Annotated in this window: 10 protein-coding genes; 2 read left to right on the top strand and 8 right to left on the bottom strand. The window is 42.1% G+C overall.

Annotation, left to right across the window (positions count from 1 at the left end; translation table 11 throughout):
* Position 1 precedes the first annotated feature (1 nt).
* The 6 genes from ABMQ40_RS13950 to ABMQ40_RS13925 all read right to left on the bottom strand — a co-directional run bounded on the left by ABMQ40_RS13950 (position 2) and on the right by ABMQ40_RS13925 (position 8,612).
* Positions 2 to 1,111, bottom strand: coding sequence for a sensor protein KdpD (locus ABMQ40_RS13950; protein ID WP_370900649.1), 1,110 nt, complete (start codon positions 1,109 to 1,111; stop codon positions 2 to 4).
* A 74-nt stretch (positions 1,112 to 1,185) separates the two neighbouring features.
* Complete coding sequence (locus tag ABMQ40_RS13945; protein ID WP_370900647.1) at positions 1,186 to 2,271, bottom strand: porin; 1,086 nt, start codon at positions 2,269 to 2,271, stop codon at positions 1,186 to 1,188.
* Between the two features lie 66 nt (positions 2,272 to 2,337).
* A complete protein-coding gene (gene kdpC, locus ABMQ40_RS13940) occupies positions 2,338 to 2,886 on the bottom strand; it encodes a potassium-transporting ATPase subunit KdpC (RefSeq protein WP_370900645.1) in 549 nt (182 codons plus the stop codon).
* Between the two features lie 17 nt (positions 2,887 to 2,903).
* Entirely contained in the window at positions 2,904 to 4,943 is a 2,040-nt protein-coding gene (gene kdpB, locus ABMQ40_RS13935) for a potassium-transporting ATPase subunit KdpB (RefSeq protein ID WP_370900643.1), read from the bottom strand.
* A gap of 152 nt (positions 4,944 to 5,095) precedes the next feature.
* Complete coding sequence (gene kdpA / locus ABMQ40_RS13930; protein WP_370900641.1) at positions 5,096 to 6,790, bottom strand: potassium-transporting ATPase subunit KdpA; 1,695 nt, start codon at positions 6,788 to 6,790, stop codon at positions 5,096 to 5,098.
* 493 nt (positions 6,791 to 7,283) lie between these two features.
* Entirely contained in the window at positions 7,284 to 8,612 is a 1,329-nt protein-coding gene (locus ABMQ40_RS13925; protein WP_370900639.1) for a sigma-54-dependent transcriptional regulator, read from the bottom strand.
* Between the two features lie 240 nt (positions 8,613 to 8,852).
* Between ABMQ40_RS13925 and ABMQ40_RS13920 the strand changes: the two genes are divergently transcribed.
* On the top strand, positions 8,853 to 11,720 hold the full coding sequence (locus ABMQ40_RS13920) for a M16 family metallopeptidase (protein WP_370900637.1): 2,868 nt from the start codon (positions 8,853 to 8,855) through the stop codon (positions 11,718 to 11,720).
* Positions 11,721 to 11,767: 47 nt separating this feature from the next.
* Here the strand turns inward: ABMQ40_RS13920 and ABMQ40_RS13915 are convergent, their stop codons facing one another.
* A complete protein-coding gene (locus tag ABMQ40_RS13915) occupies positions 11,768 to 13,906 on the bottom strand; it encodes a S46 family peptidase (RefSeq protein ID WP_370900635.1) in 2,139 nt (712 codons plus the stop codon).
* A gap of 148 nt (positions 13,907 to 14,054) precedes the next feature.
* Here ABMQ40_RS13915 and ABMQ40_RS13910 point away from each other — a divergent pair, with 148 nt between their 5' ends.
* Complete coding sequence (locus tag ABMQ40_RS13910; RefSeq protein WP_370900633.1) at positions 14,055 to 14,534, top strand: copper resistance protein NlpE; 480 nt, start codon at positions 14,055 to 14,057, stop codon at positions 14,532 to 14,534.
* 26 nt (positions 14,535 to 14,560) lie between these two features.
* On the opposite strand, the gene ABMQ40_RS13905 is transcribed toward ABMQ40_RS13910, so the two are convergent.
* On the bottom strand, positions 14,561 to 15,205 hold the full coding sequence (locus ABMQ40_RS13905) for an MgtC/SapB family protein (protein WP_370900631.1): 645 nt from the start codon (positions 15,203 to 15,205) through the stop codon (positions 14,561 to 14,563).
* Positions 15,206 to 15,356: the final 151 nt, after the last annotated feature.

Raw genomic sequence — 15,356 nt, 5'->3', positions numbered from 1 at the left:
CTTAAGATAAAATAATGATGTCGGTCTGTTGTTCGTTCAGCCGGTTCATTAAGGTATAAACCCAGCTGTATCCCGAGAGCCTTTGCCAGAATTTAGGGTGAGGTTTCCCAATGCATACTGTCGTTATATTATGTTCGGTCACATAATCCAGAATGCCTTGATGGATACTGTTACCTTTTATCCTTACCACTCTCGCGCCCAATTCCTGTGCTAAGTTAAAATTATTAATCAAATACCGTTGCTTGTCCAGGGCAATTTTTTCAAGGCTTTCCGATGGTCTCTGAATATACAGAACCGTCCAGGGGCTGTTGTAATAGCTGGCAAGCCTGGCCGTTTTCCTGATGATATTTTTGGCAACCTTCTCATTGCTGCTGATACAGGCCAGAAATTTGACCGGCTTGAAGTTTTCGGTTTTGATTTCGGTTTCTACCTTTCTTTCGACATGGGTGGCTACCTCTTTTAAAGCCAGTTCGCGGAGTTGCAGTATATGGCCGCTCTGAAAAAAATTATTCAAAGCGGTCTGAATTTTTTCCCTTTTGTAGATCTTTCCCTCCTTAAGCCTTGTAAGAAGCTCATCAGCCGTTAGATCAATATTGACCACTTCATCCGCCAGGGCAAGGATCTTATCGGGCACCCGTTCCGAGACCTCAACCCCCGTGATTTTTTTTACCTCCTCGTTCAGGCTTTCTATATGCTGGATATTCATGGCACTGATCACATTGATGCCGTTATCAAGAATCTCCAGTACATCCTGCCATCTTTTTTTATTTTTAGAACCTTCTACATTGGTGTGGGCCAGCTCATCCACCAGCACCACTTCCGGATGCTCTTGGATGATCGCGTGAAGGTCCATTTCCTCAAGGCCTTTCCCCTTATAAAAGACAGACCTTCTTGTAATCTCCGGGATCCCTTCTGCCAAAGCCTGGGTTTCCTCTCGCCCGTGGGTCTCAATATAGCCGATTTTCACATCAATGCCGTTCCGTAAGAGCGAATGGGCTTCCTGAAGCATACGGAAAGTTTTTCCGACACCCGCGCTCATACCGATGTAGATTTTAAACTTGCCCTTCCGGGATTTCTGAATCAGTTCTAAAAAGTCTTTTGCCGATGACATTGATTTTATTCTTTAATTTTTAATCACAATATGGCAGTCTGAAGGATACTGCAGGCATTCATTCCGCTTCACCATCAAAACCAGGCTGAAAGACTCGATGTGATAAAAAAGTTACCTTTTTTAAACTCATCATTTCTCATAAAAATGGCATCTTTGGAAGCAAATCCTCTTGCCTCGGTACGAAAGACCACGTTCTTTAAAATAGCATAGTCTATATTTAAGGAGTACCCGAAAGTCCGGAAGCCATTTTCCGTCCCGGTATTGATGATCACTCCGTTCTTATCGTTATAATATTCCAGTCTTCCTGCCAGAGCCCACTTGTCATTCCATTGATATTTCATCAGGATATTGGGGGAATACCATATATTATAGCTTTCACTTCCTTTTTCCCTTTGCTGCGTTCCGATATCGAAGCCAAGCAATGCTGAAAACCTTTCCGTCAGCTGAAAACTTCCGTATAGATCATGAAAATAGCGCATTTTTTTCTCGTCTTTGGCATTATCGTTCCCGATGAATGAGCTGCTGTTCAGGGTCACCTTATCATTCGGCTTATAAGTTATCTGATGTCCGAAGGATATGGTTTGATTTCCTTCTGTTTTGGCGATTCTTTGCCACCCGTTTAGAATCAGCCCGCTTAAGAACCATTTTCCGTTATCAGAAGTGTAGGAGATCCTGGCTCCGGTCTCGAAATAAGGTGAATTTTCCGCAGCGAGGCTTCTTGTAAGGTTAATGTTATCCTTTCCGATGGCACTTTCCCAACCGATATGAGAAGGCATGATCCCGGCATCGATCCATACATTTTTTGTTTTTGAAATTCTTATTCCAATATTGGCTTCATTGATATACCGCAGGGCGTCCTGTTCTGCAGCCAGGTTATCCTGGGCATAAGTTCCTGCCATTAGTGCCAGGTTAGCTCTGAAACGATCATTCTGATAGGCTGCTTTCAGAAACCCGAGATTTAAGTTAAGTTCGTTATGCCGGTTGTAGGAATATAAAAAGTTCTGCCTGATGTGGTTGGGCGGTTCATTGAGGTCATAGGTATAAAACAGGTCCGCGTACGCTGAAAAGGTGATTTTGTTATCCGCTTTCAACGAATCGGATGATTGTGCTTTAGGGAAAAATATTCCCACCAACAGGCTTGTTATGATATATTTTTTCATTGGATGATGTAAAGGTCGGTTAAACTTATTTAAAGGCTGCCTAGTCAAAGATTAAAGCTGAAATATTTATTTTAATTCATCAAGTGCAATATTCAGTTTTAAAACATTCACTCTGGCTGGCCCGAAAAGTGGTCTTTCCGTTTGGTTTTCAATAAGATTTTCAATTTTTTCTAAAGAAAGCTTTCTTGCTTTAGCTACTCTTTTGGCCTGGTATAAAGCTCCTTCCGGTGAAATGTCAGGATCCAGGCCGCTTCCGCTTGCCGTTATCAGCTCTGCAGGGATCTTTTTATTTTGCATTTCAGGATTTTGCCTTCTTAGAGTATCAATCCTTTTCCTCACAGTTTTCAGATATTCTTCGTTGCTTGGCCCTTTGTTGCTTCCGGCGCTCCCGGATGCATTATAATCTACTGCGGACGGACGGCCATGAAAATATTCCGGAGATTTGAAATCCTGCCCGATATTGGCGTAAAATTTCTTTCCTTGATAGTTGATGATCCCCCCATTTCCCTGTGTGGGTAAAATTTTAGAACCTGTGTAGACGATCCCAAGATAGATCCCTACTATGGCAAGCATGACAAGACTAAGCTTCAATGCCGGTAAAATATGTTTTCTCATTTTGATTATTTATTTTTTTAAAGGAATAAACTGATGACCAGATCGATTGCTTTGATCCCGATAAATGGTGCGATAATGCCGCCCAACCCATAGATCAAAAGATTTCTTCTCAATAAGGCGCTGGCACCGATCGGCTTGTAGGCTACACCTTTGAGAGCCAGTGGGATGAGGATAGGAATAATGATGGCATTAAAGATAATGGCGGATAAAATTGCAGATTCCGGGCTATGGAGATGCATAATATTCAGTTTTTGAAGGGCCGGGATGAAAGTGATGAACAGGGCGGGAATAATCGCGAAATATTTGGCTACATCATTTGCTATGCTGAAAGTGGTGAGTGTTCCCCGGGTCATCAGCAGCTGTTTTCCGATTTCTACGATCTCTATAAGTTTGGTGGGATCATTATCCAGGTCCACCATATTTCCGGCCTCTTTTGCTGCCTGGGTTCCGCTGTTCATGGCAACACCTACATCAGCCTGGGCGAGGGCGGGAGCATCATTGGTTCCATCCCCCATCATGGCCACCAGCTTTCCCTCCTGCTGTTCTTTTTTGATGTAATTCATTTTGTCTTCAGGTCTGGCTTCAGCGATAAAATCATCTACCCCCGCTTTTTCAGCAATAAATTTTGCTGTTAAAGGATTATCTCCTGTTACCATCACGGTTTTTACACCCATTTTTCTCAGCCTTTGGAAACGTTCCTGGATTCCGGTTTTAATGATATCCTGAAGCTCGATCACTCCCCATACCTTTTCATTCACGGAAACTACCAGTGGAGTTCCGCCGTTTTCAGCGATCTTCGTTACGGTATTCTGAGTCTCCTGAGGAAAAGTATTCCCGGCCTTTTCGATTATTTTTTTTATCGTATCATAGGCACCTTTCCTGATTCTTGTGTTTTCAAAATCAATGCCCGAAGTTCTTGTTTCAGCTGTAAACCCGATATAAACAGGGTTGGTCACAAGCAAATCATCATGCTTCAATCCGCTCAGTTCTATAATTGATCTTCCCTCCGGGGTTTCATCAGCTACAGAGCTCAGTGCCGCAGCTCTGATAAAATCATCGGGCCGGATATTATCAGCAGGATGAAACTGAGTTGCCTTACGGTTTCCTATGGTGATGGTTCCTGTTTTGTCAAGAAGCAGAACATCAATATCTCCCGCAGTTTCTACTGCTTTGCCGCTTTTGGTAATTACATTGGCCCTCAGAGCCCTGTCCATTCCCGCGATACCGATTGCAGAGAGCAGACCACCGATGGTTGTAGGGATCAAGCAAACGAAAAGTGAGATCAATGCGGCGATAGTGATCGGGGTCTGCGCATAATCTGCAAAAGGTTTTAAAGTGACCGTAACGATTATGAATGTAAGTGTAAACCCTGCCAAAAGTATGGTCAGTGCAATCTCGTTCGGTGTTTTTTGCCTTGATGCCCCTTCTACCAGGGCAATCATCTTATCCAGAAATGATTCTCCCGGCTTTGTGGTTACCCGTACTTTTATCCTGTCGGAAAGAACCTTTGTACCACCGGTCACAGAGCTTTTATCACCTCCTGCCTCTCTGATCACAGGTGCGCTCTCACCGGTAATGGCAGATTCATCGATGGTGGCCAATCCTTCGATGATCTCACCGTCCATCGGAATCTGGTCGCCTGCTTCGCAAAGGAAAACATCTCCAAGCTTCATATCAGCAGACCTTTTTAAGGTGGTTTCCACCTGGAATCCCGGCCTGTTCTCTATGACCAGCCTGGCCGGAGTCTCCTCGCGGGTTCTTCTTAAAGTATCCGCCTGGGCTTTTCCCCGGGCTTCGGCAATAGCCTCGGCAAAGTTGGCAAACAGGACCGTGAAGAATAATATGATGAATACCAGGAAATTGTAAGTGAAGCCGCCTTGCGACCGGTCACCTGTGAGGCTGAACAAGCTTACGGCTAACATGACTATAGTTCCGATTTCCACCAGGAACATGACAGGATTTCTAAACATGATTTTCGGATTCAGCTTGACGAAAGACTGTCTGATGGCTTCGCCGACGAGATCTTTCTGAAACAATGTTGGTGATTGATTTTTCATTTTTTGAAGAATTATATCATTGTAAACCAATGTTAACCATTAAGCCTGATCAAACCTGAAGAAGTTGAAAATGGATGACTATGAGTATGAAAGGTAAGACGGTTATCCTGGTTTAATTGCTTAATGGTCTATTCCTGGTTCTTAATTATTGATTATTTTGAAAAATATTGAAGCTGTTCTGCGATCGGTCCTAAGGTAAGGGCAGGGAAGAAAGATAATGCAGCAATCAAAAGGATCACGGCGAATGTCATGAATCCGAAAGTTGCCGTATCCGTTTTCAATGTTCCGGCGCTTTCAGGGATATACTTTTTCCGGGCCAATAATCCCGCAATTGCTACCGGCCCGATGATCGGAATGAATCTTGATAGCAGCAGAACGATTCCCGTGGAAATATTCCACCACGGGGTATTATCGCCCAATCCTTCAAATCCCGAACCGTTGTTGGCAGAAGAGGACGTAAATTCATATAACATTTCGCTGAAACCATGAAAACCGGGATTATTCAGCGTTTTTGTTCCAAATTCCGGCAGATAAGCCGTTAAAGCGGTTCCTACAAGAATTAAGAATGGATGGAATAATGCCACGATCATGGCGATTTTCATTTCTCTGGCCTCAATTTTTTTGCCCAAGAACTCAGGTGTTCTTCCCACCATCAGACCGCTGATGAATACGGCAAGAATGATGAAGATGAAGTAATTCAGGATCCCGACACCGCAGCCGCCGTAAAAACAGTTGATCATCATGGCGAGAAGCTCGTTCATTCCCGAAAGTGGCATTGTGCTGTCATGCATGGCATTTACGGAACCTGTTGAGATCACGGTTGTTGCAATGCTCCAATAAGCTGAGGCAGCACTGCCCAGGCGGACCTCTTTTCCCTCCATGGCTCCGGAATGCGGATCGGCTCCCATTTGTGTGATCAATGGATTTCCGCCGGTTTCGTTAATGATATTGGGAATCGTTAAAGCCAGGAAACCGACTGTCATAACGGTAAAAATTGTCCATGAAAGCTTTCTTTTGTTCAAATAAAACCCAAGCGCAAAAACCAGGGCAAAAGGAATTATCATCTGAGCGATCATCTCGGTCATATTGGTCATGTAATTGGGGTTCTCAAGCGGATGCGCTGAATTTGCCCCGAAAAATCCACCTCCGTTGGTTCCTAGGTGTTTAATGGCAATGAATGCCGCTGCCGGCCCCCTGGAAACATCGGTTTTTTGTCCTTCCAGAGTGATGATATGATCCTTGCCTTCAAAGGTCATCGGGCTTCCGTTCGCGGAAAGGATCCATGCGATGGCAATACTCAACGGCACCAGAATTCTGATTACGGATCGGGTAAAGAAATCGTAGAAGTTGCCCAGTTCCGTGGTGGTCTTATCTTTAAAGGCCTTAAAAAGGACAGCCATTGCAGCCATTCCGGTAGCCGCGGTTACAAACTGCAAAAACATCAGATAAAGCTGACTCAGATAGCTGACTCCGGTTTCGCCTGAGTAATGTTGCAGATTGCAATTTACCAGGAAGGATATTGCCGTATTAAAGGCAAGGTCAGGAGACATATCCGGGTTCCCGTCAGGGTTGAGAGGAAGCCATGATTGATTCAATAAGACAAAAAAGCCGATGATAAGCCAGACCAGGTTGATGGTTAACATGGCCAGCATATTCTGCTTCCAGGTCATCTGCCTATTCGGATTGATGCCTGAAATTTTATGGATCAAATTTTCAACGGGCTGGAAGACCTTATCTAAGAAAGTCTTTTTATAGCCATAGACACCGGCAATATATTTTCCAAGGAAAATACCAATAACCAATGTGATCGCAAACATTATTATTATACCTAAGATCTCTGTATTCATGTTTTTTGTTAAAATTTTTCAGGTTTCATTAAAACATAACAGATGTACACAAAGGCCAATATCGAAAGGAAAAATAAACTCCACATAATTTATATTTTATCAAAGAAATCAACGGATTTATATAATATCCAAAACATCACTGCGCATAATAAGATTAAAGCAACGAGCATCATATCGATATAATTAAGGTTAATAGGGTAAAAATTACACAGGCTACTATCAGCGAGCTCCATGCTGAGTGCTTCCGTTTTCTGAATGTTTTTCTTGAAATTGTCATTTTTAAAGTATTTTATTATGAATGTAGAATGCCAAAAGAAGTTCCGTTTTACCTGGATATGGTGTAAGTGGTTTTTATACAATGGATTATGTTTTTTTTACAATGTTTATAAACCAAAAAAGCCTATCATTTTGATAGGCTTTTTTATTAAAATGATAGGCTCTAATTAAGCTAAGGCAATAATGGCTGCTTATAGCTTATGCCCCGGCTTACAATTCATCTCAGCTCATATTCTTCCAGTTTGCGGTAGAGTGTGGCAATACCGATCTCCAAAAGTCTTGCTGCTTCAGCTTTATTACCCCTGGTGTATTTCAGAACTTTCTGGATATGCTCTTTTTCTAAGGATTTTATGCTTAAAGAATCTTCTTTTTCAGCGGTGTCTCTTTCGGAATAACAGGGAAGGCTTTCTGCATTCAGGGTGTTGTTGTCCATCAGGATAAGACTTCTTTCAACCGTATTTCTGAGCTCGCGGATATTACCTTTCCAGTCGTTTTTCTCCAATGCTTTATAGTATTCCGGGCTTACCTGAACGGAGGTCAGATGCAGCTTCCGGCAAAAAGTATCGATAAAGTTTTTAGCCAGGGCTTTGAGGTCTTCTTTCCTTTCCCGAAGCGGAGGCAGGGTGATCTCAAAGACATTGAGCCTGAAGTACAGGTCTTCCCGGAAGCTTCCCTGCTTTATTTCATCCCCCAGGTTTCTGTTGGTGGCGGCAATCAGTCTGAAATCTGATCTGGATGCTTTCGTCTCGCCCATTTTGATATATTCTTTGGTTTCCAGAACCCTCAGGAGCTTTGCCTGGAGTTCAAGAGGCATTTCCCCGATCTCATCCAGGAATAAAGTTCCGCCGTTGGCTTCTTCCACCAGGCCTTTTTTATCTTTTACAGCTCCGGTAAAGGCTCCTTGCTTATGTCCGAAAAGCTCACTTTCCAGGATGTCTTTGCTAAAGGCAGAACAGTTGATTGCAACAAAGTTGTTTTTCTTCCTTTCGCTTCCCTCATGGATGGCATTGGCAAAAACTTCCTTTCCGGTTCCGGTTTCCCCTGTAAGGAGAACGGTAGCATCTGTCAACGCAACCTTTTCGGCCAGCTTTTTTGCCTGCAAAATAGCCGGGGATGTTCCTATGATCTGGCTGAATCCTTTCAGAACCTCACTTTTTTTGAGGATGCCGGATTTATTATCCTTTACTTTCTCTAATGCTTTATATACCAGCGGAATAATCTTTTCATTGTCGTCACCTTTTACCAGGTAATCATAGGCGCCGTTTTTCATCGCCTGGACCGCATCTGTAATATTTCCGAAGGCGGTCATTAAAATTATTTCCAGGTAAGGGTATTTGGATTTAACGGACTTTACCAGATCAATTCCAAAGGCATCAGGGAGCCGCACATCACTTAGCACGACATCAAAATCATACTGCTCAAGCATCGTCATGGCTGAGCGTGCGGTTGAAGCTTCTTTTACTTTAAAATCTTCCTGGGAAAGGATCATTCCCAGCAATTTCAGGAGTTTGATCTCATCATCAATGATCAGAATGTTTCCGGGCATAGCGTCAATTTTTGGAAAACTGGTACAAACTTAAGTAAACTTGGTATAAAAAAGTAATAACAAACGTTTTTTATTTTTTGCCGTGTATTTCATTGGGATGTATTCATCATTAGTATCGGGGAATTTAATTCATTCTATCTGCATTATAGATCTAATGATAACAAAAATATGAGACTCTTCCCGTTCGATTCACTACTTTTGTAAAGCATTCTGAATGATAAGAATGAAAATGAGCTTAATATGACTGAAAAAAAATATAAGGAAACGATTCATACAGACAAAAACAATTACGAATATATCACCATTACCAATGACGAAAACAAAGTCAGGATCTATACTCTTAAAAACGGACTGAAGGTTTTTCTCGCCCAGAATTTTGATGCGCCGAGGATACAGACCTATATTCCGGTAAGGACAGGCAGCAACAATGACCCGGCCGACAACACCGGCCTGGCCCATTACCTGGAGCATATGATGTTCAAAGGAACATCAAAGATAGGAACCCGGAACTGGGAGAAAGAGAAGGTTTTACTGGATCAGATCTCAGAATTATATGAGCAGCATAAGGCAGAGACGGACCCCGGAAAGAAGAAGGAGATCTATAAGAAAATAGATGAGATATCCCAGGAAGCAAGCCAATATGCCATTGCCAATGAGTATGATAAGATCATCTCTTCACTTGGGGCTACCGGAACCAATGCGCACACATGGTTTGATGAAACGGTCTATAAGAACAATATTCCGAACAATGAGCTTGAAAAATGGCTGAAAACGGAAAAAGAAAGATTTTCTGAAATTGTTTTACGTCTGTTCCATACAGAGCTGGAATCCGTATATGAAGAGTTCAACAGGGCGCAGGACAATGATACGAGGCTGGTAAGCTATGAGCTGATGGATGCTCTTTTTCCGAATCACCCCAATGGCCAGCAGACCACCCTGGGAAAACCGGAACATCTGAAGAACCCTTCAATGAAAGCAATCCATAAATATTTTGATGAATATTATGTTCCCAATAATTACGCCATGGTCTTGGTAGGAGACCTTGATTTTGAAGAAACCATTCAGCTGGTGGATGCTTATTTCGGAACGATTCCCTATAAGGAACTTCCTGTAAAAACGCCGGTTATAGAACCTCCGATTACTGAGATTGTAAAAAGAACGGTAAAAAGTCCTACAACTCCAAGAGTACAGCTGGCATGGAGAACGGACAGCTACGGAACCCGCGAAGCCATGCTGGCTGATATTGTGGCTAATATCATGAGCAACAGGGGAGAGGCCGGATTACTGGACCTCAATATCAATCAAACCCAGAAGTTGCTTTGGGCACAAGCCTTTTCAGTGGGCCTGAAGCAATATGGCTACTTCTCCATTGTGGCTATTCCCAAGGAAAACCAGACCCTGGACGAGGCGAAGGATATGGTTCTGGAGCAGATCAGGCTTCTAAAAAACGGAGATTTTCCGGATTGGATGCTTCCTGCCATTATCAATGATTTCAGGCTTCAGAGAATGAAAACGCTTGAAACAGCTGACGGATTGGCTACCAATCTTTATGATACTTATATCAAAGGCAGGACATGGGAGGAGGAACTGAATGAAATGGATGTATATGCCCGGTTTACAAAAGAAGAGGTAACAGAGTTTGCAAAAGAATTTTTTAAGGATAACTATGTCATCGTCTATAAGGAAAAGGGCGTTAACGATAAATTGATAAGGGTTGAAAACCCGGGAATTACCCCTGTAAAAATCAACCGTGAGGCCCAATCTGATTTTTTACAGCAGATATTGTCTGAGAAAACCACAGAAATTCAGCCTCAATTCATTGATTATAACAAAGAAATAATAAAAGATTCCGTTAAGGATAAAAAGCTGAGTTTTGTTAAAAATAAGTACAATGACATTGCCCAGGCTCATTTTGTTTTTCCGTTTGGAAGTGATCATGACAGGGATCTGGGGATAGCTACTCAGGTTCTTCAGTACCTCGGTACGGAAAGATTTTCCCCTGAAGACCTGAAAAAAGAATTTTTCAAGATCGGAGTGAGCAATGATTTTAAAACCACCAATGATCAGCTCCTGATCTCGTTAAGCGGGCTTGAAGAAAATATCGAAAGGGGGATAGAGCTGCTTCAGCACTGGATGTATCATGTAAAGCCCGATCAGGAGATCTACAATCAGTTTGTAAGCACCGTACTGGAAAACCGCGCGGCCATGAAGAGGGATAAAAACCGTATCATGACGGCTCTTACCAATTATACCAAACTGGGTGCATTTTCCCGTTTTACAGACATTATTTCAAAAGAAGAGCTTGAAAGCAGCAGGGTAGAAGTGTTTACCGAAAGGATGAAGAGCCTGTTCAGATATCCTTATCAGATATTTTTCTATGGAAAGGATTTTGAAAGTTTCAAAGGATATATTGGAAAATATGTTGAAGCCGAAAGTCTCAGCATTCCGGAACCTAAGCAATATCCGGAACCGGAAACCAATGGGAATGTATATTTTACGGATTATGATATGGTGCAGATGGAGATGAGTAAAATAGCAAGAGGAAACCGTGTAAATACGGCCAATTTCGGAAAGATCAATGTTTTTAATGAGTATTTCGGAAGAGGCTTGTCTTCTATCGTTTTTCAGGAAATCCGTGAAAGCAAGAGCCTGGCTTATTCGGCATATGTTTCTTATGCAGCCAATTCGGAATCCGGGCATCCGGACTATATTACTACGTATATCGGAACACAGCCGGACAAGCTACAGATCGCCGTAGATACGATGATGGAGCTGATGAATGAGCTGCAGGAAATCCCGATTCAGTTTGAAAATGCCAGGAATGCTGCCCTAAAGCAGATCGCATCCACCAGGATCAACAGGACCAATATATTTTTCAATACATTAAGACTGAAAAAATTAGGTATAGAGCATGATTTCAGGAAGGATATCTATGAGCAGATCCGGAGCCTGAAATTTGAAGATTTGAAGCGGTTTTATAATACTGAGATCAAGCCGTTACGCTTTAATACGGCAATTATCGGAAAGAAAGAGAACCTGAATATGAATGCCGTTAAGCAGATGGGAACTTTCAGGGAAGTAAGCTTAAAAGAAATTTTTGGACATTAGAAGAGAGGCTGCCTAAAAGGCAGCCTCTTATATTTTTGTTCTGTACGTTATTTTACGATTTTCATTTCGTCGATCAGCCATTTGGAATCTGCATATTTATCAATGATGAAGAGGATATACTTAGTATCCACCATGATGTTCCGGCTGAAGCGCGGATCATAATTAATATCGCTCATGGTACCTTCCCATTGCCTGTCGAAATTGAGTCCTATCAGATTTCCATAAGCATCCAGGGCCGGGCTTCCTGAATTTCCTCCGGTGGTATGGTTGGTCGCTGTAAATCCTACCGGAACATCACCGGTTTTATCTTTATAAATTCCGAAATCTTTTTTGTTGTAAAGGTCGATCAGTTTTTTAGGCACATCAAATTCATAGTCTCCCGGAATGTATTTTTCCATGACGCCGGCCAGGTGGGTCTGGTAATGATAGGAAACAGCATCTCTTGGAGAGGAACCTTTCACTTTTCCGTAGGTCACACGAAGTGTGGAATTGGCATCCGGAAAGAACTTCCTGTCTTTATCCGTAGCCATTTGCTGGGCCATGTAAGTTTTCTGCAGAGCATCAATCTTAGCCTGAAGGGATGTGAATTGAGGATCTGCCGTTTTCATATATGTATCCCTCATAGAAGTATAAAGCTGATAAACAGGGTCTTTTTTTAATGTTTTGATCAGCTTGTCCTGGTTGGAGAACGCTTTGTCAATATCTTTGGAGAGGGAGGCGCCGTTCACTTCAGATCTGCCGGTAATAATGGAATTTTTAGACATTTCTTCTATAGTCTGAAGATTTTGGGTCTCGTTCTTATATTTGTCAAATCCTGCAGGTAAAAACTGCGGAGCTGTTTTATTGGCATACAGAGCCAGCAATTTCCCGGTTACCCTGGCATCCAGTTCCGGACTGTAATCTTTGTAGAAAGAAGCCAGTTTGTTTTTAAAAGCTGTAATGCCTTTCTCGTCCATTCTGCCTGCTTCCACTGAGGTGATATAGTTGTAAAACAGATTAGCCAGGGTCAGAGTTTCGGCATTTCTGATCACTTCTGTATAATAAGCATTATTTAATGCATAAGGTGCCTGGTCATTATAAAGTTTGTTTAGCTGATCCAATGTTGTCTTTATCTCAGGATTTTTAGCTACCAGCGAGCCTTCGTACATTATTTTCTTCTCTACGGCATTAGACTTTTTCAGACCCTCTACCTCACCGATCCATTTCTTCCAGTAGTTGGCAACAGAAGCGTATTTTGATGCGTATTTGATACGGGTGGCATCATCGGTACGCATCTTTTCATCCAGTGTCTTTAAGGCGACATCCCTTACGGCAATTCTTGCAGGATCAGTATCTTTCATGATCTTCTCCACTGCAACTGCCGGAAGGTACTCCGTAGTCCTGCCCGGAAACCCGAATACAAAAGTGAAGTCGTTTTCATTTTTGTCCTTGATGGAAACCGGAAGATAGTGTTTAGGAACATAAGGAACATTATCCTTGGAATATTCCGCAGGCTTGTTGTTTTTATCGGCATAAATTCTGAACATGGAGAAATCTCCCGTATGTCTTGGCCATACCCAGTTATCTGTATCAGAACCGAACTTTCCGATACTTTGCGGAGGTGCACCTACCAGACGAATGTCTTTGTATGTTTCAATGGTATAGGCATAATATTTATTTCCGTAATACATCGGTTTAACGGAAATGGTCTGATAGGGCTCTGTTTTTTGGGAGTTTTTATAAATCTCAATATTGTTGCTGATTTTTTTTGAAAGTTCAGGCTCGGTAAGATGATCTGTTCCTTCCAAAATTTGGCTGGTCACTTCTTTGATGTCTACAATGAAATCCACCGTTACTCCCAGGTTGGGCAGTTCTTCCCCGGTATTTTTTGCCCAGAATCCATTGGTAAGCAGATCATTCTGAACGGTTGAATGTGCCTGGATCTGGCCATACCCGCAATGGTGGTTGGTTAGCAAAAGCCCTTTGGGTGAGATGATTTCTGCGGTGCACCCACCGTTGAACTGTACTACGGCATCTTTTATACTTGGCTTCTGAGGGTTGAAGATATCTTTCGCAGAGATCTTCATGCCGAGATCTTTCATTTCCTTTTCATTGAGTTCTGTCGGGATCCACATTCCCCCATACTGCTGTGCAAAAGCCATTGCAGCCGGCAAAAGGAATACAGATAGAAGTACCTTTTTTATCATAATCAAAATTTTGCCCCAATTTACGAAGAAAAATTAAAATTAACATTCCGGGAATTTACGGAAAGTAAGCTGAATAAAGGAACAAGATAAGTCACATTAGATTGGTTTAATTCTTGTATTTAAATTTCCAGTTAAAAAATAAAATGGTATGAAAAATAAAATGTGTATTTCGGGTATCGCGGCGGTTCTTTTTTTAGCTGCATGCTCCCCTAAAGAAAAGCCGGGAGACGTCAGTCCTAATCCTAAAACCGATCCGATGGCGATCCAGACCCCTATGGATACATCCAAGGTGAATACGGATGCCGCGCACACCACAGAAAATTCATTAGACTGGTACGGAACTTATGAAGCTGTAGTTCCATGCGCGGATTGTCCCGGTATAAAAACCATATTGGTATTGAATAAAGACAGAACTTTTACCATTACGGAAGAATATCTGGAAAGGAACGTAAAGAATGAAGATCAGGGGACTTTTGAATGGGATGCTGCCGGAAGCGTAATAACACTGAAAGGTAAAGACACAAAGCGTATGTATAAAGTGGGAGAAAATACAGTTACACAGTTAGACCTAAGCGGTCAGCCTATCGACGGACCCAATAAGGACCTGTACATTTTCAAAAAGAAATAAAAAGAGGCTGTTATCAGTCTCTTTTTTTAAAATTGATACGCAGTTATTCTGCTGTCTTCCTGCAGCTCACGCACCATAGAATGATGATTTTCCTTTTTACCTGTTAAGATCCAGGTTGTGGTCATGTTTCCCTGTACATATTGTTGTTTTGAAACGGTATATTTCAGATGATGCTTCCTGAAGATCTCCTCACAATGGGCCATATCATCAGCACTCGCCAAACCGATCTTATATTCTATGATTTTATGATTCTTGTCGATCAGCATTTCCAGATAGGTAAGAAAACTTAAAACCATCAGCACCAGAACGGTTCCCAAAAAAGAAAGGTAAACGTATCCTCCACCTACGGCCATTCCGATGGAAGCCGTTGCCCAAATGGTGGTAGCTGTGGTGATACCGTCAATCTTATTGTCACCCTTAAAAATAACCCCGGCCCCAAGAAAGCCTATTCCGGTAATGATATTGGCTGCTATACGGTCTGAATCATCGATCCCGATCTTGATGGAAAGAATGGTAAACAAACAGGCTCCAAAACATACCAGGATAAACGTGCGAAGTCCGGCCGATTTGTTCCGGTATTCACGCTCTGCCCCGATCAGAAGACCTAAAAGTACGGAAATAAATATCAGCAACAGCTCATTTTGAATAGAGTGATCTTTAAGAAAATCCATTTTGTAAGATTTTTAAAACTTGCCAGAATAAATGTACAACAAAATCCAATACAACAATATGATTGGAATGCGATGAAATAAAAAAGGCTGTCTGTGGAGTAGTCGTGGTCGGAAGATTTTTTCTTCCGACTTTTTTATTAAAAACTTGAGA

The sequence above is a fragment of the Chryseobacterium gossypii genome, assembly GCF_041361455.1.
In the GTDB taxonomy this organism is placed as follows: Bacteria; Bacteroidota; Bacteroidia; order Flavobacteriales; family Weeksellaceae; genus Chryseobacterium; species Chryseobacterium gossypii.
This window is presented reverse-complemented; position numbering and strand designations above follow the sequence as displayed.